The organism is Leptolyngbya sp. FACHB-261 (genome assembly GCF_014696065.1).
Classification (GTDB): domain Bacteria; phylum Cyanobacteriota; class Cyanobacteriia; order FACHB-261; family FACHB-261; genus FACHB-261.
In genome coordinates, this window is sequence record NZ_JACJPL010000033.1 from 16,470 (window position 1) to 34,868 (window position 18,399).

Sequence of the window (18,399 nt, forward strand, 5' to 3'; positions counted from 1 at the left end):
GTTCTGAATGTAGCCTTCCCCTAGAAAATAGAAGCTAACTTACCGTTGAGTTCAGGTTTTCATAATTAGCTTCAGTTATTCTACTGAGGCTAGAACATTCTTAAGTGCTAACACTGAGGTTTCTGCTCCGCACTCCACGGCGGCTAACGACTTTTACTGATCCTATGCAATGTGATTTGGGCTAAATTGAGCCTAGCATGGATTGCCTAAACAGCAGTTTCATGTCTTAAAAAACGATCAGTGAGCTGCCCCCATGCCCCCCATCGCTACGAACTCCATTGTTAAAGTCGTGCGCCCTTCTGACTCATTGAATGGCAATAAAATTAATTCCTTTCTTAAAGAAGTCAGTGAGGCTATTTCAACCGAAACCAAAGCTGTTCTAATTAATCTACAGGACGTGATATTTATGGATAGCTCTGGTTTAGGAGCAATCGTCTCAGCTTTCAAAACGGTTTGCTCAGTTGGGGTTAGGTTCGCCATCTGCTCTATAAATGATCAAGTCAAGATGCTATTTGAACTGACAGGCATGGATCAGGTTTTTGACATCTTTGCTGATCAGGATGAGTTTGTCAGCAAAGTTCTGCTGTCATAAGATTTGTGTCTTAATCTAAAATCGTTCTATAACTTTAGCCAAAGTAGTTCATAAGTAGGCAGAAGCAACGGCATCAAAGGAGCCAAAGCTGGTAATGTTTCTCCTTGGCCTTGTTCTTGAATGGAGACCAATAGTGTTCGATAGAGTTTAAGCCAGTGAATAGGGGGTAGGTACAACAACTTTTAACCTGAACTCTCAATCAACTGGCTAATTCTCCTTATTTCGTAGAAGTCACATTATCCAGAGCAATCGTTTGTCCCTCTCGAAGTTCGGGCACCGTGAGCGAGAACAGCGAAGATAGCTTGGTCCCTGAATAGATTCACCTTCTTCGTCTTCAAGGCTTGTTGGAGTGCTTGCACTTCGGTGGGCAGAAGGTCACGTGCTTCTGGCTCTGGAACTTTTTCCATTGCCACAGCAGGAGCAGGATTGAACTCAAGAGTGTGGGGATATCGAGCTAACTGAAGAAGCTCTTGATCGCGGCTAGCGCTCGGTTGACGGAGGTTGAGGCTAGACCTTGAGCCTTAAGATGCTCCTTGAACCGACCCACGAGGAGTGATGTCCTTCCAAGAGCGGTCCGTCCAGTCTAAAAAGCTCTGCAGCTCCTGCTGGTAGGCCTTACGAGAATTTGAGGCGAGCGAGCAGAGAGAAACTCCTCCACTCTCAAGCCGCTTAAGTCTGACGGTGCCCTGTCCAGAGCAGTGGTCTGAGCACCGTCGCCCCCCAAGGAAATCAAATGAATAGGAGGTAAAGCGCCTTTTTCATTAAGCATGAGCCATTGACCTCCTCTTAGCCCCAAACCCGTCCGTAAACCCGAACTGCAAGCGAGTTTTACAGGCCCAGCCCAACTCTAATGTCGGATAAGTATCGTTTATCTTAAGTACGACTATACTACGACTAAGTAAGATGAGGATGAGGTAAACTGCTCAACAGTTGCGATTGGCGGTGCCATGCCTCGTCCCCAAGCTGAGAAATGCCGACGCTGTGCTAAGCTCACAGCCGCTGAGGCTCAAAAACTCCACGGACCCGAAGGGGATGGCTGCTGGACCGATGAGGCCAACCGCTGCAATCGCCGCCGCAGCTACTACCGTCACCGCGACCGCTTCAATCAAAGTCGTCGTCTCCAACGAGACGTAAAACCAGGGCTCGAGAGAGTTGAGATTCTGGCGGTCCCGGCTGCTGTGCTGCACTTATATCGAGCCAGGGTGGACGACCCGGTTCATGCGGTCGGTGCCGAGTTATGGATCGGTCAGGAGCGCAGAGCGCGCCTTGAACCGGTTCACTGCTTTGGTCTAACCCCGGGCCAGTTGTCCGCTTACGCCCAGCAGGTGCTGGCAGTGTTCTCGACCAAGTATGGGGCTCAGGATGGGAAACCACTACGGCTGGAGAAGTTTGCTAGCCATGTCGAGTTGAACCCCCAAAACTGCCCGATTCGCCCCTGTCCCTTGCACCCCTGATGAGCTCTGGCTTCACTGAGCAATTGGAACTGAAGTTGTGGGAGGACCTCAAGGCCGCCAGCGCGGATCCTGAGGGAGCTGATATTGGCCTGTTGCTGGGGAAATTAGAAGCAGTGGTTGCGGTGATGGAAGAGCAGGACCGGCTGCAAGTAGCTGCTGCTGCCATTGAGCAGATGGTGCAGCTGTATGAGCTGCGCTCTGGGGCTCTGTTAGGCGATTGGGAAGACAGAGGTAGGGTTGAAGGGCCGGTAATGAACGGAGATTGGTTGACGGCACTCGTGCGACAGACGATGGCATTTGACTTGGCTGAGTTACTAGAACCACCGGTGCCTGAGCAGCGACGTAGAGGAGCTAGGGTAGAGACAGGCGAGTCAATCGCTGGCGTGGTGGATAAGGCAGTTTTGCTGGAAGCGCTGGATGAGATGGCCCCAACAGAGGCATCTGATCCACTAGCAGTTGCACATGCAGAGGATGTTGTAGCCTGGTCTCAAGCAGTGCTGGGATGGCTGGAGAGATTAGCTACTAGTCGAGCAGTGTCTTTGCTTGAGTTACAGCAAGGGTTGGAGATGCCCTTGGTTGAGGTTTGGCTAGGGCTTCTATTGATCAGAGGGGGACATGCATTAGAACAACGACTAGATTTTTATGACCCTGCTGGAATCTGGCTCCAGCCTTTGACTCTCAAACCAAGCCTGTAGACCTGCGCTTAGTAGTCACCTTCACCCTTGCCCTTTCAAAAGCGATCTGACGGTCTAATACCAATTCTCTAAATTCTGGCTACAGATAAGGCATCCAGGATAGATTGCCTTCCTGTAATCGATGCAATGGTCTGAGGCGTGAGCTTTTTCAGTCGTTCTCGTAACTGTTGACGCAAGTGCTCCAGTGTAGTCGGTAGACTCCAACGCAATCGCCGCTTGAGATATTGCCACACTTGCTCTATCGGGTTTAGCTCAGGACAATGAGCTGGCTGAAACATCAGAATGATATTGCTTGGAACCTTTAGACGTTTGGCTTTGTGAAACCCACCGTTGTCCGACTGAATAATCAACAAGTCATCCTTGAACGGCTCGGCCACAAGGTTCAAAAACACTTGGAAGCAATCCGTGTTCAAGTGAGAGAATTCAAAGAAAAAAGACTCTCCCGTTTTCGGTTCGACCATGCCATAGAGGTAGGTTGCTTGGAATTGCCACTGGACTTACCCGATAGGTTTGACTCCTTTAGCGGTAATGTTGCGTCCGCCTAAGGTCTTCAAGCCCAGCCGAGTTTCATCGCCACAAAAGAAGCGCACCTTTCCACGCCAGCCCAAGAGGCTCCATGCAACTGCTACTAGCATCGCCAAGTTCTGGGCTAAGTTTTTTTATATGCTTCTAATTGCTCAGATGACTGCTCGACGCTTACAGGGCGTGGCACCTTGGGGGAAGCTTGCAAGCGATAATGACCAGTTGATACACCGTCTTATACTCTGCTGCAATCCCTAACTGGCTTTCCAACCAATCGCAAGTTGCTTGATGCCTATCAAAGCCTTGCGGCTCTTCTAATCGTCTTTGCAGGGCTGCGACTGCCCAAGGTGGAATCGCTCGGGGACGACCGGAGCGAGGCCTGCTTTTGAGCAATTCCTCAATGCCTTCTTCCCGGTGATGTTTGAGCCATTCCTGCACTGTTGCTCGATGTCGGCCTAAAATCGAAGCTGCTTCTTGCACCGTTTTAGCCCGCTTGCTTTTGAGTAGATACAGCAAATGAATGCGTTCTTTGTTCGACGCTGTTTTCTGCTTTCTCAGCAACTGCTTGAGTTCATCCTCACTCTCTTGAATCTCCAGTTTGTAGACTCCTGCCATCTGCCGTGACTGAACCCTATACCAGTCTTATACCATCTGTCGCTTAATTTTCAAGAATTGGTATAAGCCTGCTGTTCAGCTAGAGCAATTAGACGGTCAAGGTGTCCTGCCTGCCGCTCAGTAGTTAATCGAATGGCACTCATATCCTCAAGTAACTGTCCCCGACCCTGCACCAGCAGTTCTATACTCTGACGCTGCTCCCTTGATGCTTGGACGAGTGCATCAACGCTTGCTCTTTAAGTTCAACTGGCCCCAACAAGCGCAGAAGTCATCTATCTGGGCAAGGTCTGAAAGCTAGGGATCCGGTCGCCCGTTCGTCATGCCACTCTTACCTCATCTGGAGAAAACGCATCTTTCCGTCCTGTGAACCACAGACGCGTTTTCTCCAGATGAGGCCACATTGGAGCTGAAGTTGAAGGGGTGAGGCCAGGGCGATGGTAACGAGGCGACTGATACTACATTCCCTGGTTACGGGTTGCTTGCCATCAAAGCCCGGTAAAGTGAGCTTACGCTCTCTAGCTTTTATTACTTGGTAAGTAATTTATCAGTGAACTACCTGCTCTAAGTTGGAGAGTGACAGAGCATCTCTGAAGCGATGGCTCTGCATAGCACCCTAGCAGCAATACTCAAAATTTCGCACTGCCCTGAATGTCCCTGAAATATAATTTGGCTCTCTCAGTGGATTAGCCTTCAAAATCATACGTTTTTAAGAGTGAGGTGAAGATGAAGACCAAAGCCGTCGTTCTCCTGTCGGGTGGCTTAGATTCCGCTACTGCTGCTGCCCAAGCCATTGCAGATAGTTATGAACTCATTGCTCTTTCGTTCCGATACAGTCAGAGACATGAGCGAGAACTGCAGGCAGCCTTGCAAATCGCACAGGCTTTCCCTATCCAGGAACATCAGGTCATGGAGAGCAACTTAAGTTAGCGGGGAGGTTCAGTCTTGACAGACCAGACCACAGAACTGCTATGTCTCCAGTTTCTCGGCTTTGGTTTGAGATTGCCTAGGCTTGATCTCTGGCCTTCTTACATAAAGGCAAGCCATACCGTTCCTGCTGTTCAAACCACCCTGCCATTGACCACCTTCTAGAGCGTAATCCGTTTCTCTCGATGAGAATGACCGCTACCAGGCAAATCCAGGGATAACTATCTCTTCTTTCTTTTAGACTCAACTACTAACAGGTGGTTAAGTTCCACCAATAATTCCTTCAGCCGTTTCTGCTTCTCAGGATCGCTCCAAGCCAGGCTCTTGCTGCCTTTACGAAGCGTCTCTACAAACTGCACAGATAAATTGACTGACTCAGCCGGCTTAGCCGTGCTTGATTTCTGTGCAATCAGCTCCTTGATCTGAGTGAGGCTCAAGTTCTGTTCAATGGCTACCCCTAAAACTTTTCTGCGCAGCGCTTCATCCTTAACGCGAGCGATTGCTAAACCTTTGGTGTAGGCAATTTTACCCTCCTCAATAGCGTTGAGCACTTCCACTGGTTTCTTGAGAAGGCCAAGAAGTGTTGTGACGTAGGACTGCCAAGACCGGCGTCCCAATGACTCAAAAACTGCAATCACCTCCTGTGCATCAGGGATGATAAAAACGTTTTTATCAGGATTACGTTGTACATGATTGTGCATAGAGTACAGCAGCACCTTAACCTCATCAACGGGTCTATCAAGGTGTTGCGACAATAAACGTAGGTAGCCATATGCTTCTTCAACCGGATTTAGGTCCTCACGCGCCAAGTTTTCAATGAGGGCATACTCCAGTGCCTCAGCATCGCTGAGATCTTTGATATCCGCAGGAATCTCAGTAAGACCTGCAAGCTCACTTGCTCGGTAGCGTCGCTCTCCAGCCACAAGCTCGTAGCGACCACCAGCCTTCGGACGTACCCAAACCGCTGATTGAACGCCACGCTTCTTGATATCTGCAGCGAGTTCTTCCAGCTTTTCCTGGTCAAAATACCGTCGTGGCTGCCAAGCAGGAAGATCTATAACTTTCAGGGAAAGCCTGTGTCCGCTTTGCGGCTTTAGTGTTGGCGCCTCTGTTGTAATTACTGTCGCTGGCCTGCGGATCTCCCCCCGGATTAGCTCAGCAAGGTCACGCTTCTGTGTCATGGCTTCCACTCCCGCAATAATTCTTCCACTACCCGACGGTAATCTCCTGCCGCTCGTTTGGCTGCTTCTCCCTTCATTTGGCTGATGGGTTTACCCAGTAGCGCCGCCCGTTCATGATTCTTTGACGAAAACACACAACTGTTAAAACTGGTGATACCTTCTGTCAGAAGAGTATCTTGTGCCCGACGCGCTTCGTTCACCGCACGAGCATCCACGCGGGTCAACAGTACACGATAAGAAATCTCCGAAGGGGCAATAGTATCTTTGATAGTTTCAATCAACGCTTTGAGATCAAGGGTCGACGGTGGTGATGGTAGGACTACATAGTCTGCAGCTGCAATCACCGCCTTGAACTCAGCAGCGCCACGGGAGGGCGGGGTATCAACAATAATGCAGTCAAAATCCTTAATTTTGCGCAGATCGACTAGCAGTTCTGGATCTGTTTCCTGAGCTAGCTCAAAGGGCATCTCACCCCTTTCCACCCAAAAAGCTGACGAAGCCTGAGGATCAGCATCCACCAACAGCACCTTGAAACGTTCACCCAAAATGGCGGCAATGTTAACAGAAGTCGTAGTTTTTCCCACGCCTCCCTTACCATTCACAACAGCAAGGACTTTTGGCATATTATTCTACCGATTGATTTGTAGCATGATGCTGAGAATTACAGAACAGAGACTATCACTGGCAATTTAACTGCGGATTAGACCTCCTCCATTGGAGAGAGCTCTCCCCTCTGCTAGGAGCTTTCACCGTGACAGATTTGTGATGGTCTTACAGAAATGTTTCAAGACTATGGAAGGCTCTGCTTTCTGCCCATACATAGATAGAGCCTACTACGAAGGCAACACTTCGTGTGAATGTAAAAACATGCTCCGTTCCTGCAACCACAGGCCTCTCAATTGATAAAAACGTTTTTATCGCTAGCAGAATTTTGCTAGTTATGCGTTTTGAGCTTCAAGAGGAGCCAGTTCACGGTAGCTCTTACCTTACCCTTTTAAGCCACAGTATTCGTCCCTGGTAGCTGCAAGCGAGTTACTGTCTTCTCTCCAACCGTGCCAGTCTTCGCTCCTGAGCTTCCGCAGTGCTTCTCAGGTCACTGATTTGCTGAGACTGAGCTTCAACTGCTGCCAGTAGTCGATCCAGGCGAGCACTATCGGCCACTACTGCAGTGATCACTCGCTCTAACCTCGCATCTAAACTCTCGTGGTCCCGTCGCTGCTCTTGAGCAAGCCGGACCAAGTCTTCCATTGTTGCTGTTAAACGGTCTAGCCTCTGGTCAATTGGCTCACGGCCATTGCTACTAGTCATTAGACCCGTCTCATTCCCTAACCACTCTTGGTACCAGACTACCTCTAAGCTGGCAGCAGGCGATTTCTAGAGCGGTTTGAGAATGCGAAATTCCACTCTGGAAACAGTAACGTCTCCTCTATTCCTACCTGTGGTTAAGCTTTCAAACTGCTGACTAGCTTCAGTGTGGAAGATGCCGGAGAAGAGAAGGCATAGCCCTAACTATCACTGATATTCAACTTGCTCCTGTACTCTGTCGACTGGGAAGCTATGACCTGAAGGCGCATTAAAGATGCGGGTATAGTAACTGGGCATGAGTCCATTGTTTTAATTTTGCCTGCTAATGGGGGCTTGAATGGCTGATCGTTTCCTTCCCACTCCAGGTGCTGTGGTTACTTGCCGCGATCGTCAATGGGTTGTACTACCCTCAGAAATTCATGAAGTCATCCGTTTACGCCCCTTGAGTGGGAACGAAGACCAAGTTTGCGGTATCTATCAACCTTTGGAGCTAGAGCCAATTACCTCAGCTCAGTTCCCCGTTCCTAAAGCAGACGCAATTCAAGACCATACCGCTGCTCAACTGCTCATGGATGCAGCTCGCTTGAGCCTACGGAGTGGGGCAGGTCCGTTTCGCTCGCTCGGTCGGTTATCAGTACGCCCGCGCCCGTACCAGCTTGTGCCACTGCTCATGGCACTGCGGTTAGAGACCATTCGGCTTCTGATTGCAGATGACGTGGGAATTGGCAAGACAATCGAAGCAGGGCTGATTGCCAGAGAAATGCTCGATCGTGGGGAAGTCAAACGGTTGGCTATTTTATGTCCTCCTCATCTGTGTGATCAATGGCAGCGAGAGTTGAGGGGAAAATTCCACATTGATGCGGTTGTGATTCGATCGGGCACCGTCAGCAAATTAGAGCGTGGTCTGCCTGGAGGGGATCACCACGTCTTTGGGTATTACCGCCACATTATTGTGAGCTTGGATTATGCGAAGTCAGACCGCCGTCGAGCTAGCTTCCTAGCTCACTGTCCAGATTTGGTGATTGTAGATGAAGCGCATACCTGTGCTCGTCCAGGGGGACGAAGTACCTCCCAGCAGCAGCGGCATCAATTACTTCAGGAACTAGCAGAGCGAGAGCAGCAGAATTTTATCCTTTTGACAGCGACTCCTCACAGCGGGATTGAAGAATCATTCCTCTCAATTATTGGTCTACTCAAAGGTAAGTTTGAGAGTTGGGACATTAATAACCTGACCCAGGAGCAACGGATTGAGTTGGCCAACCATTTTGTGCAGCGCCGTCGTGCGGATGTGAAGCAATGGTTGGGAAACGAAACACCTTTCCCAGAGCGTGACCCTCTGGAACAGCCCTATAAGTTATCCAAGGAATACCGGGATCTTTTTGAGGAGGTCTATAACTTTGCGCGTGGGTTGGTTAAAACGACCACAGAGGATATGAGCTATGCCCAGCGTCGAGGACGGTATTGGGCAGCCTTGGCACTAATTCGTTGTGTGATGTCATCACCTGAGGCTGCGATCGCAACACTCGGTAAACAGGTGAATAAGACCGCAGCGGATGAAGGGCAAAGTGCGGAGATAGACATTGATGAAGACCTGATGGTTGCCTACACCTATGATCCAACTGATCAGGAGCAGGCGATTGATGCCCAACCCACAATCGCGATTGAGCAGGGGCAACGGTCTTACCAGGATTCCGATCGCCGTAAATTGCGGGGATTTATTCAGGCAGCGGCAAAGCTCAAAGGGGCAAAAGACACCAAGTTACAAGCAGCGATCGCCACCGTCACCGATCTCCTTACCAAAGGCTTCAATCCGATTATCTGGTGTCGCTACATTGCTACAGCTAACTACGTTGCTGAAGAATTGCGAAACAAATTTGAGAAGAAGCGGGGGAGTACAACCCGTGTGATCGCCATTACAGGCGAGCTATCCGAGGACGAGCGGGAAGTTCGGTTGGAGGAATTGACGCTCTATCCGCAGCGAATTTTGGTGGCAACGGACTGTCTCAGTGAAGGGGTGAACCTGCAAGAGTATTTCAATGCAGTGATTCATTATGACTTGCCCTGGAACCCGAACCGCCTGGAACAGCGAGAAGGTCGGATTGACCGTTACGGTCAGACGGCAACCGTGGTGAAAAGCTATCTGATTTATGGGCAAGATAACCCCGTGGATGGAGCGGTGTTAGACGTGTTGATTCGGAAAGCTGTGGAAATCCATAAAACCCTTGGTATTAAGGTGCCTGTACCAATGGATAGTGCCACGGTTTCAGAGGCAGTGTTCAAATCGCTCTTTGACCGGAAAGCTGATGCTCAGCAACTTTCCCTGCTGGATTTGCTGGACAACGAAGAATCTGCTGTCGAGCAAGTTCATAAAAGTTGGGATCGGGCGGTCGAGCGAGAGAAGGTTAGCCGGACTCGGTTTGCTCAACGGGCAATTAAGCCGGATGAGGTTGAACAGGAGCTGGTGGAATCGGATCAGATTCTGGGCAATGAAGCCGATGTTGAGCGATTTGTGAAAGCTGCCTGTAGCCGCTTGAATGCGTCCTTACAGAAGAAAAAGCAATCCTGGCTACTGCCGTCGATCCCATTGCCCTTGCAACCCAGTCTGGGTACACAGCCCCGCACGATTACCTTCACGACACCTGCACCGGAAGGGGTGGAATATGTCGGGCGCAACCATGCATTGGTAGAGGGTCTAGTCCGCTATTTATTGGAAGAGACCCTCGAAAATAACCGTGACCCCATCGCAGCTCGCTGTGGCTTTACGATTACCGATGCAGTTGAGCAACGCACCACACTGTTATTGCTGCGATCGCGCTATTTGCTGACCAGTCCAAAAGTTGAGTCTCTCCTGGCGGAGGAATGTTTTGTTGCTGGGTTTACGGGACCGCCCTCTAATCCCCTATGGTTGGAGCCTGAGGATGCCCAGAAGTTACTCCAACAAGCGGAACCCGTGGGGGATATTGCTCCCGCCTTAAAGCAACTAGAAATTGAAGATTTACTGAATAGTCTCGGTGATTTTGAAGAAGAACTAGATGCGATCGCCCAGATCAGGAGCCAGGGTCTGGTTCAGTCTCATCGACGAGTTCGCAGTGTGACTAAGGAAGGACAGGTCCGTGTGAAGCCTCAGTTGCCAATGGATATTCTGGGAATCTTTGTTCTCCAACCCGGTCAGCGGAGGAAAGTGGCATGAAGAATACGGTTGATATGCCAGTTGGGGTTGATATTCAAGGCAATTTGATCGCGCCGGACTTAACCACAGAGTTGGTGATTGGGGAGATTAAGGGTCAGGCACCGGAGGACTTCGGTCTTGCCAAAGGAGATAAGCTAGCAGATGAAATAGCGACCGCCTGGGGGGATGCCAAAGCGTACTGGGCTGCATTCCAACGGGCTGTATCCCGATTATCGGAAGATGATCCGGCTACGACGGTGACACGGGAGCAGTGGGTGGTGCCGTTGCTCAGAAGTATGGGCTATGACCCGGTCTATGTGGCGAAGGCTGAAGTGGTGGAGGGGCAAACCTATGCAATCTCTCACCGAGCCGAACCGGGGGAGAATAAGCCGCCTGTTCATATTATTGGCAGTCGAGTGCGACTGGAGCAGCGACCTCCCAGCGGCACACCCCGACTTTCTGCCCATGCCTTGGTGCAGGAGTACCTTAACCGCACGGAGCATCTCTGGTCGGTAGTGACGAACGGCTTGCGGTGGCGATTGCTGCGAGACTCGACGTTGATGACGCGGCTGACTTACGTTGAGTTTGACCTGGAGCAGATCCTCAATGGAGAGAACTTTGCTGAGTTTGGCTTATTTTATCGACTGTTCCATCGTTCTCGGTTGCCGGAAAGCATCGACGATGCGGATGAATGTCTGCTGGAGTTTTATCACCAGGAGTCGTTGCAGCAGGGTGGGCGGGTTCGCGATCGCCTCCGTGACGGTGTAGAATCTGCCCTCAAGCGACTGGGAACAGGATTCTTACAGCATCCTCAGAGTCAGAACCTGCGCGAGAAGTTGGAGGCTGGCACACTGACGGAGGTAGCGTATTACCGACAGCTTTTGATGCTGATTTATCGTCTCCTGTTTTTGATGGTGGCGGAGTCGCGAAATCTGCTGCTTTCAACGGACGATCCAGAAAAGGCACGGATTTATCGGGAGTACTACAGCATTGAGCGGTTGCGAGCGCTGGTAGAGCGACCAAGCTGGCGGCGAGAAGGCTTTCAAGGTTCCGCAGGGATGGAAAAGTCCGTGGACGCTGAGTAGAGCGACCAAGCTGGCGGCGAGAAGGCTTTCAAGACTTGTGGCAGGGGTTACGGGTTACGTTTCAGCTCTTTGATGAGAACTGGCGGGGACAGGTGTTGGGGCTATCGCCCTTAGATGGGGATTTGTTTGGCTCCCATACCTTAGTTGATCTGGAAGGGTGCGGCATCGACAACCATGACCTGATGTTGGCGTTGCGAGGATTGTCGCTCTATGAGCAGAAGGGGCAATTACGCCGAGTCAATTATGGGGCACTGGATGTTGAGGAGTTGGGAAGTGTTTACGAGAGTCTGCTGGAGTTTCACCCTAATGTGAGTCAGGTTGATGGGATTTGGGAATTCCAGTTGGTGACGGGGAGTGAGCGGAAGACGACGGGTTCTTACTATACGCCACCGGAGTTAGTGGGGCAGTTGATTAAGAGTGCGTTGGAGCCAGTGATTGTGGATCGGCTGGCATCGTTGGGATCTGACGCAACAGTAGAGGCGCAAGAGCAAGCTCTGCTGAAGTTGAAAGTGTGCGATCCGGCTTGTGGATCAGGGCATTTCTTGCTGGCAGCAGCACGACGAATTGGTAAAGAGCTAGCACGGGTACGGACGGGAGAAATGCAACCAGGGGCGGAACCGTTGCGAGTAGCCATTCGCGATGTGATCCAGCATTGCATTTATGGGGTGGACTTGAATCCGCTAGCGGTAGACCTGTGTAAGGTAGCGCTTTGGCTGGAGGGGCTGTGTCGAGGTTTATCGCTGAACTTTCTAGATCACAGAATTAAGTGTGGCAACTCGTTGGTGGGGGTATTGGATCTGGATTGCTTAAAGGAGGGAATTCCAGACAATGCCTATAAACCTGTGACGGGGGATGACAAAGCCATTGCATCTCGTATCAAGAAAACGAACAAGAAAGATCTAGAAGATATGCAGCGAGGGCAACTTGCCCTGGAGTTGGAGTCAACCTTTGAGAAAGACCGAGAGGAGTATGCCAGGGCATGGCGTGAAATTGAGGTGATGAAGGATGATGACCCAACGGCAGTGCATCAAAAGCAGAAGAAGTATGAACGCAGTCGCCATTTAGTCTCGTGGCTACGGGATCGGTCTGCCTGTAACCTCTGGACAGCCGCGTTTTTCATGCCGCTGACAGAGCAGAATTTGCAGCTTTTGCCGACTTCGGGGGTGTTGGATAACCTGCTAAAGGGGAACTGGGCGACGCAGGAGATTGTGGCGGCGGCGGATACGCTGGCAGATGAGAAGCATTTTTTCCATTGGCCCCTGGAGTTTCCGGATGTGTTTGAGCAGGGTGGATTTGATTGCGTATTAGGTAATCCACCGTGGGAGCGAATTAAGTTGCAAGAAAAAGAGTTTTTTGCAGCCAGAGATTTGCGAATCGTTCATGTGAAGAGTTCTACTGAAAGAAGCCGACTCATAGAAGATTTGAAAATTCAAAAACCAGAATTAGCTAAAGCATATGAGGACACAAAACATGATGCTGATGCTCAAGGAAAGTTTATTCGAGAGTCATCTCGATTTTCTCTAACGGCAGTAGGCGACATCAATACTTATTCAGTTTTCTCGGAGTTGGCTATTGGCTTAGTCGAATCTTTTGGTCGTGTCGGCATAGTTGTCCCACCTGGTATAGCTTCAGACATGACAACTAAAGAGTTTTTTAATTTCTTGATTAAGAAAAACAGACTTTGCTCTTTGGTCTCCTATGTAAATGAGAGGAGCTTATTTCAAGGCGTATTACATAACTTTAGGTTTTCTTTGATGTCAGTTGTTGGAGAAAAAATTGAAATACAAGAACCTGATCTTGCGTTTGAATGTTTGAGTTTTGCTGAAGCGGAGAAACCTGAAAGGCATTTCACCTTAACGGAAGAAGAATTAAGGTTGTTGAATCCAAATACTCTCAATTGTCCTTTTTTTAGGACAGGAACGGATGCTGAGATAACAAAGAGAATTTATCAGGGTATTCCCATTATTCAAAATGAAGCCAAAGACGAAAATCCTTGGGAAATCTCTTTTGCTAGGATATTCGATATGACGAATGATAGTCATCTCTTCAGTGTTGAACAAAAAGATGATTGTGTTCGTCTTTTAGAAGGCAAAATGATCTTTAGTTTTGATCATAGAGCAGCTAGCATAGGTATAAACGCTAAAAATATTCAACGCTCAGGTCAGCCTATAGAAACCACTTTAGAAGATCATAAGGACCCATATTTTCTTACAAAACCTCAGCATTGGGTTAGTAGAAAGGAGGTGATGGCAAGACTGAGAGATCAAAAACAGGATTGGTTTATTGGTTTTCGTAGTGTTACCGGACCATCGAATGAGCGCACTTTTGTTTCTACTGTAATACCCTTTTGTGGCGCTGGTAACTCGTTACCTATCTTATTGAGTCAAAAACAGGGAAAAGACTTATTACTATGCCTAATTTCTAATCTCAATGCGTTGGTTTTTGATTTCGTGGTGAAGCAGAAAATTGGTGGAGTCAATTTGAATTTTTTTATCGTTAAACAACTTCCTGTCATCCCACCCGATCGCTACACCCAAACCGACATCGACTTCATCGCCCCCCGCGTCCTCGAACTTACTTACACTGCCTGGGACTTGCAACCCTTCGCCCAAGACATGGGCTACGACGGCGAACCCTTCATCTGGAACCCAGAACGCCGCGCCCTGCTCCGTGCCGAACTCGATGCCTACTATGCTCACCTCTACGGACTCACCCGCGACGAACTCCGCTACATCCTCAATCCCGCCGATGTCCACGGTCCCGACTTCCCCAGTGAAACTTTCCGCGTTCTAAAGAACAACGAGATAAAACTATTCGGCGAATACCGCACCCAACGCCTCGTCCTCGCCGCCTGGGATCAGTTATTCGGCAGCAGTTAAGCAAGGTTGTCTAATCATCCACAACCTTGTTTACACAGTCTTTGACTTCATACAGGAATATCAATGTACAAACCCGGCGGCCCGATTATCGATGCCCTAACCCGCATTCAAAACAATCAATATGTGCTGCCAGCCATTCAACGCGAATTCGTCTGGCAACTCGAACAAATTGCAAAACTGTTCGATAGCTTGATGCAAGACTATCCAATTGGAACCTTCCTATTCTGGAATGTAGAGGCTGTAAATAGTCACAAGTTCAAGTTTTATGGCTTTGTCCGCGATTATCACAAAAGGGATAATCCCCATTGCCCTGATTTAGGGCTGCTCCCCAACCAAAACCTAACTGCCATTCTAGACGGACAGCAAAGGCTCACTGCCCTTAACATTGGGCTTCGGGGTTCAATGTCGATGAAGGTTCCCTACAAGTGGTGGAGTAGCCCTGATGCATTTCCGAAATGCTTTCTCTACCTCGACCTACTCGCTAAAGGTGATGCTGAGTACGAAGACTTCAAATACCGATTCAAATTTCTTGAACCATCCAAAGCCAAGGACACCAGTGACGAAATCTGGTTTAAGGTTTCTGATGTCTTGAACCTCAAAGCTGGCCCTTCCATGCTGAAGTGGATTACAGATAGACACCCGAACTTGGATAACGATCGACTTAACTTGGCATTTGAAGTTTTAGCAAAACTCCACGAGACTGTACACATTAAGCCCCTTGTTCACTATTACGAAGAAACCAGCCAGGATATTGAGAAAGTTCTAAATATATTCATTCGCCTTAATAGCGGTGGAACGGTCTTATCCTATTCAGACCTTTTGCTGAGTGTTGCTGTTGCCCAATGGTCGAAACCGGATGCACGACAGGAAATCCATAACCTAGTCGATGAAATTAATGGCATTCGTGATGGCTTTAGCTTCTCGAAAGATTTTGTACTAAAAGCAGGCTTGATGTTGGCAGACATCAGTAGCGTAGGATTCAAAGTTGAGAATTTCAATCATGAGAATATGCAAACGCTGGAGTCACTCTGGCCCAAGATTCGCACTGCTATTGTATTGGCAGTTCATCTAATAGCCGACTTCGGTTTGAACTGGCAAACTTTACGAGCAGACAGTGCCGTATTACCGATCGCCTATTACCTTTACCACAAGAATTTTTCAGATAACTACCGCTCCCATAATTCCTATGATGGCGATCGAACGTTGATCAAAGGATGGTTATTCCGTTCATTGCTAAAACCATCCGGCATTTGGGGTAGTGGTCTAGATACCTTGCTCACTGCCCTAAGAAGTGTCATCAAAGACTCAACTGACCCAGGATTCCTATAGACGCTCTCAACCAGTCCATGCGGCAACGGGGTAAGTCGCTTACCTTTGAGCCAGAAGAGATCGAAGAACTGGTCTCGATGAACTATGGAGACAAGAGAGTTTTTCTATTGCTCTCTTTGCTCTATCCCTTTGTAGATCTGAGAAACCAATTTCACATCGATCACGTTTTTCCTCGATCGCAATTCAAACCAGCTCAGCTCAAGAAAGATGGATTTGATGACAATGGTGTAGAACTGCTTCGGGAACTCCGAGGTAAACTGCCCAATCTTCAACTGTTAGAAGGTAAGGAAAATATTCAGAAACAGGCTACACTTCCGGTGCAGTGGTTGAGAGATAGATACCCTGGAAGTAATGGAAAATGCAACTAATGACTACTGCGATCGTCATGATTTAGGACAATTGTCAGAGGAGTTGAAAAATTTCCAGCAGTTCTACGACAAGAGACAAACCACCTTAAAGTCCCGAATCATAAACCTCATTAACAAAACCTGATTTGGCGATCGCTCTGAATTTTTATCAGCTTGAGAATGCAATGACTATTTGGGCACTTTCATTTACCAACACTTTCTTTAGCGAGCTGCTGAACCTCCCTCAAGCAGTTCAAAAGAAGATTAGCAAAACGCTAAAGGTGCTCGAGACCGATCCGATTTCTGCCCAGGGTGATGCCAAAAAGCTGAAAGGCTACACCAACAACGTCTACCGAGTTCGCATTGGTGACTACCGCCTGTTCTATAGTTTTGGACAGGGGTGGGTAAAACTGCTCAGCGTTCGTAAGCGAGACGAGCGAACCTACGAAATTGAGCTACCCGAAGTAGATGCTCCTCTCCCACCTCCAAAAGAAAGCATTCTTGAACCCCAATACCAAGAGACTCCAGCGGCAGGGGTGACCGCATCCCAACCCATATCCCTGGCTGAACCAAGTCCTTCTACCGAGAATTCGTCGTCGATTACTACTGCATTGCCAGTCAAACTGACAGACGCACTGCTCAAGCAATGGAAAATCCCATCTGAACATTGGCCCGGAATTTTAGCCGCCCCCCACTCTGAAGCACTGCTAGAGCTGCCAATTCCCGATCACTATCTCCAGCGCATCATTGATAACCTCTATCCTCGCCCCATTGAGGAGATTATTACTGAGCGTGAGTATGTATTGAAACAGCCAGAGGATCTCGATCGCTTTGTTGAAGGGAGCCTCACAACATTTCTGCTCAAACTTGATCCAGAACAGGAAAAGCTCAAAGCCTTTGGTAAGCAAGGCCCCATTCTGGTGAAAGGTGGACCAGGTACTGGAAAATCAACGTTAGCGATCTACCGAGTGCAAGGCCTTCTAGAGCAAGGTTTTAAGCCTGTGCTCTTTACGACCTACACAAAAGCTCTGGTCACCTATTCCGAGCAATTGTTATCTCAACTTATTGGGCAATCGCTTGATCAATCGGGAGTAAAAGTCGCAACCGTTGATTCCTTAACTTTTCACTACTACGTCCAGACCTACGGCAAGCCGATGTTTGCGCGAGATGATCAGTGCCTTGCCCTGCTAGACGTTGCCCTGCAAACAGCCGAAATACCGGCAAAAAATGGTTTCGATCGCCAGGGTCGCCGTCAGTTCCTAGAAAGGCTTGGACTGCCCTACCTACTTCAGGAAATCCAAGATGTGATTGAAGCCTGGGGAATCACCAGCCTGGAAGAATACCTGGCTTTAGACCGCCGAGGCAGAGGAACACCCCTCCAGGCAAAATTGCGAGAAGCCCTGTGGAGCATTTACCAAACCTGGCAACACCTCATGGAACGGGACGGGTATATCACCTGGTCTCAGCTTCGCTGCAAAGCACTGGAAGTGGTACAGCAACTAGCAGAATCGCCCTACCAAGCCGTTGTAATTGATGAAGCCCAAGACTTATCACCCGTTTCTCTCCGATTTCTCCTGGCATTAGTGCCCTCCCTCGAAGGGGTTTACCTCACCGCTGATGCCTCACAGTCCCTATACCAGCGTGGTTTTAGCTGGAGGCAAATTCACGCCGACCTGAAGGTGACTGGACGAACGTTGCTGCTAAGGAGGAATTATCGGAATACTGAGCAAATCATAACGGCTTGTGCCACGATTTTAGAGGGGACACCTGCCGGGGATACTGAATGTTTGGCTCAAGAGCCGTCTGCCTACCAGGGAGAACTTCCAACCATCATCCTGACCGATAGCGTTGAGCAGGAAAGCCGGTTGATCCATTCGTTCTTCATCGAAGCTGCCAAACATTGCCGCTTGCCGCTGCATGGAGGGGCAGTGCTTTGTCCAAGTATCGCAATGGGGAAAGCGATCGCGCAACGTTTGGTGAAACAGGGGGCAGAAGCACAATTCGTTGCAGGCAATGATATCGATCTAAATGCGACGTATATCAAGGTCATGACACTCCACTCTGCCAAAGGCTTGGAATTTCCGTTTGTGGCAGTAGTGGGACTGCGTGAGGGAATACTTCCATATATCAGTGCAGATCTGCCGGAAGACGAAATGAAGCCTGTTTTAGACGAACAGCGTCGCCTATTCTATGTGGGATGTTCACGAGCTATGCGAGCACTGATTGTCAGCGGTTCGCGCTCCAGTCCTTCATCGTTTTTAGACGGTCTCTCTGATCCTTATTGGAAAAAGTAGGAAGGTTC

At 49.1% G+C, this 18,399-nt stretch carries 16 protein-coding genes and 1 pseudogene; 10 read left to right on the plus strand and 7 right to left on the minus strand.

Features of this window, described 5'->3' with window-relative positions; genetic code table 11:
• The first annotated feature begins 253 nt into the window (after nt 1-253).
• Nucleotides 254-592 (plus strand): STAS domain-containing protein, encoded by a 339-nt coding sequence (locus H6F94_RS30545; protein WP_190806075.1) that lies wholly within the window; start codon nt 254-256, stop codon nt 590-592.
• A 454-nt stretch (nt 593-1,046) separates the two neighbouring features.
• Here the strand turns inward: H6F94_RS30545 and H6F94_RS33685 are convergent, their stop codons facing one another.
• Nucleotides 1,047-1,139, minus strand: a complete 93-nt coding sequence (locus H6F94_RS33685; protein WP_190806076.1) for a site-specific integrase — start codon at nt 1,137-1,139, stop codon at nt 1,047-1,049.
• 400 nt (nt 1,140-1,539) lie between these two features.
• Between H6F94_RS33685 and H6F94_RS30555 the strand changes: the two genes are divergently transcribed.
• Entirely contained in the window at nt 1,540-2,046 is a 507-nt protein-coding gene (locus H6F94_RS30555) for a hypothetical protein (RefSeq protein WP_190806077.1), read from the plus strand.
• The gene (locus H6F94_RS30560) at nt 2,046-2,741 is read left to right on the plus strand and encodes a hypothetical protein (protein WP_190806078.1); all 696 of its coding nucleotides are present in this window, start codon (nt 2,046-2,048) and stop codon (nt 2,739-2,741) included. The genes H6F94_RS30555 and H6F94_RS30560 overlap by 1 nt, the downstream gene beginning before the upstream one ends.
• Nucleotides 2,742-2,809: 68 nt before the next feature.
• Here the strand turns inward: H6F94_RS30560 and H6F94_RS31875 are convergent.
• The 3 genes and pseudogenes from H6F94_RS31875 to H6F94_RS31885 all read right to left on the minus strand — a co-directional run.
• Nucleotides 2,810-3,223, minus strand: a pseudogene (locus H6F94_RS31875) (IS630 family transposase); the annotation flags it as partial.
• A 15-nt stretch (nt 3,224-3,238) separates the two neighbouring features.
• On the minus strand, nt 3,239-3,376 hold the full coding sequence (locus H6F94_RS31880; protein WP_199320770.1) for a hypothetical protein: 138 nt from the start codon (nt 3,374-3,376) through the stop codon (nt 3,239-3,241).
• Nucleotides 3,377-3,437: 61 nt separating this feature from the next.
• The gene (locus H6F94_RS31885) at nt 3,438-3,878 is read right to left on the minus strand and encodes a helix-turn-helix domain-containing protein (RefSeq protein WP_199320771.1); all 441 of its coding nucleotides are present in this window, start codon (nt 3,876-3,878) and stop codon (nt 3,438-3,440) included.
• 723 nt (nt 3,879-4,601) lie between these two features.
• On the opposite strand from H6F94_RS31885, the gene H6F94_RS30570 reads away from it, so the two are divergent.
• Complete coding sequence (locus tag H6F94_RS30570; protein WP_190806079.1) at nt 4,602-4,805, plus strand: 7-cyano-7-deazaguanine synthase; 204 nt, start codon at nt 4,602-4,604, stop codon at nt 4,803-4,805.
• Nucleotides 4,806-5,023: 218 nt separating this feature from the next.
• On the opposite strand, the gene H6F94_RS30575 is transcribed toward H6F94_RS30570, so the two are convergent.
• From H6F94_RS30575 to H6F94_RS30585, 3 genes are all read right to left on the minus strand, one after another.
• Nucleotides 5,024-5,983, minus strand: a complete 960-nt coding sequence (locus H6F94_RS30575; RefSeq protein WP_190806080.1) for a ParB/RepB/Spo0J family partition protein — start codon at nt 5,981-5,983, stop codon at nt 5,024-5,026.
• Complete coding sequence (locus H6F94_RS30580) at nt 5,980-6,606, minus strand: ParA family protein (protein ID WP_190806081.1); 627 nt, start codon at nt 6,604-6,606, stop codon at nt 5,980-5,982. Before H6F94_RS30580 ends, H6F94_RS30575 begins: the two co-directional genes overlap by 4 nt.
• Nucleotides 6,607-7,015: 409 nt before the next feature.
• Nucleotides 7,016-7,291: a hypothetical protein gene (locus H6F94_RS30585; protein WP_190806082.1), complete on the minus strand. Its 276-nt coding sequence runs from the start codon at nt 7,289-7,291 to the stop codon at nt 7,016-7,018.
• A gap of 334 nt (nt 7,292-7,625) precedes the next feature.
• On the opposite strand from H6F94_RS30585, the gene H6F94_RS30590 reads away from it, so the two are divergent.
• The 6 genes from H6F94_RS30590 to H6F94_RS30605 all read left to right on the plus strand — a co-directional run bounded on the left by H6F94_RS30590 (nt 7,626) and on the right by H6F94_RS30605 (nt 18,391).
• Nucleotides 7,626-10,478, plus strand: coding sequence for a DUF8741 domain-containing protein (locus H6F94_RS30590; protein ID WP_190806083.1), 2,853 nt, complete (start codon nt 7,626-7,628; stop codon nt 10,476-10,478).
• Nucleotides 10,475-11,542, plus strand: a complete 1,068-nt coding sequence (locus H6F94_RS31890) for a hypothetical protein (RefSeq protein WP_199320772.1) — start codon at nt 10,475-10,477, stop codon at nt 11,540-11,542. The genes H6F94_RS30590 and H6F94_RS31890 overlap by 4 nt, the downstream gene beginning before the upstream one ends.
• 35 nt (nt 11,543-11,577) lie before the next feature.
• Complete coding sequence (locus H6F94_RS30595) at nt 11,578-14,421, plus strand: Eco57I restriction-modification methylase domain-containing protein (protein WP_199320773.1); 2,844 nt, start codon at nt 11,578-11,580, stop codon at nt 14,419-14,421.
• Nucleotides 14,422-14,484: 63 nt separating this feature from the next.
• A complete protein-coding gene (locus H6F94_RS30600; protein WP_199320774.1) occupies nt 14,485-15,750 on the plus strand; it encodes a DUF262 domain-containing protein in 1,266 nt (421 codons plus the stop codon).
• Nucleotides 15,751-15,767: 17 nt separating this feature from the next.
• A complete protein-coding gene (locus tag H6F94_RS31895; protein WP_199320775.1) occupies nt 15,768-16,118 on the plus strand; it encodes a hypothetical protein in 351 nt (116 codons plus the stop codon).
• Nucleotides 16,119-16,282: 164 nt separating this feature from the next.
• Nucleotides 16,283-18,391 carry a 3'-5' exonuclease gene (locus H6F94_RS30605; RefSeq protein WP_190806084.1) on the plus strand — a complete coding sequence of 703 codons (2,109 nt, stop codon included), beginning with the start codon at nt 16,283-16,285 and terminating at the stop codon, nt 18,389-18,391.
• Nucleotides 18,392-18,399 lie beyond the last annotated feature (8 nt).

Coding starts and splice junctions, on each gene's coding strand:
- H6F94_RS30545 (WP_190806075.1), top strand. CDS start 254: ATGCCCCCCATCGCTACGAACTCCATTGTTAAAGTCGTGCGCCCTTCT.
- H6F94_RS30555 (WP_190806077.1), top strand. CDS start 1,540: ATGCCTCGTCCCCAAGCTGAGAAATGCCGACGCTGTGCTAAGCTCACA.
- H6F94_RS30560 (WP_190806078.1), top strand. CDS start 2,046: ATGAGCTCTGGCTTCACTGAGCAATTGGAACTGAAGTTGTGGGAGGAC.
- H6F94_RS31880 (WP_199320770.1), bottom strand. CDS start 3,376: ATGCTAGTAGCAGTTGCATGGAGCCTCTTGGGCTGGCGTGGAAAGGTG.
- H6F94_RS31885 (WP_199320771.1), bottom strand. CDS start 3,878: ATGGCAGGAGTCTACAAACTGGAGATTCAAGAGAGTGAGGATGAACTC.
- H6F94_RS30570 (WP_190806079.1), top strand. CDS start 4,602: ATGAAGACCAAAGCCGTCGTTCTCCTGTCGGGTGGCTTAGATTCCGCT.
- H6F94_RS30575 (WP_190806080.1), bottom strand. CDS start 5,983: ATGACACAGAAGCGTGACCTTGCTGAGCTAATCCGGGGGGAGATCCGC.
- H6F94_RS30580 (WP_190806081.1), bottom strand. CDS start 6,606: ATGCCAAAAGTCCTTGCTGTTGTGAATGGTAAGGGAGGCGTGGGAAAA.
- H6F94_RS30585 (WP_190806082.1), bottom strand. CDS start 7,291: ATGACTAGTAGCAATGGCCGTGAGCCAATTGACCAGAGGCTAGACCGT.
- H6F94_RS30590 (WP_190806083.1), top strand. CDS start 7,626: ATGGCTGATCGTTTCCTTCCCACTCCAGGTGCTGTGGTTACTTGCCGC.
- H6F94_RS31890 (WP_199320772.1), top strand. CDS start 10,475: ATGAAGAATACGGTTGATATGCCAGTTGGGGTTGATATTCAAGGCAAT.
- H6F94_RS30600 (WP_199320774.1), top strand. CDS start 14,485: ATGTACAAACCCGGCGGCCCGATTATCGATGCCCTAACCCGCATTCAA.
- H6F94_RS31895 (WP_199320775.1), top strand. CDS start 15,768: ATGCGGCAACGGGGTAAGTCGCTTACCTTTGAGCCAGAAGAGATCGAA.
- H6F94_RS30605 (WP_190806084.1), top strand. CDS start 16,283: ATGACTATTTGGGCACTTTCATTTACCAACACTTTCTTTAGCGAGCTG.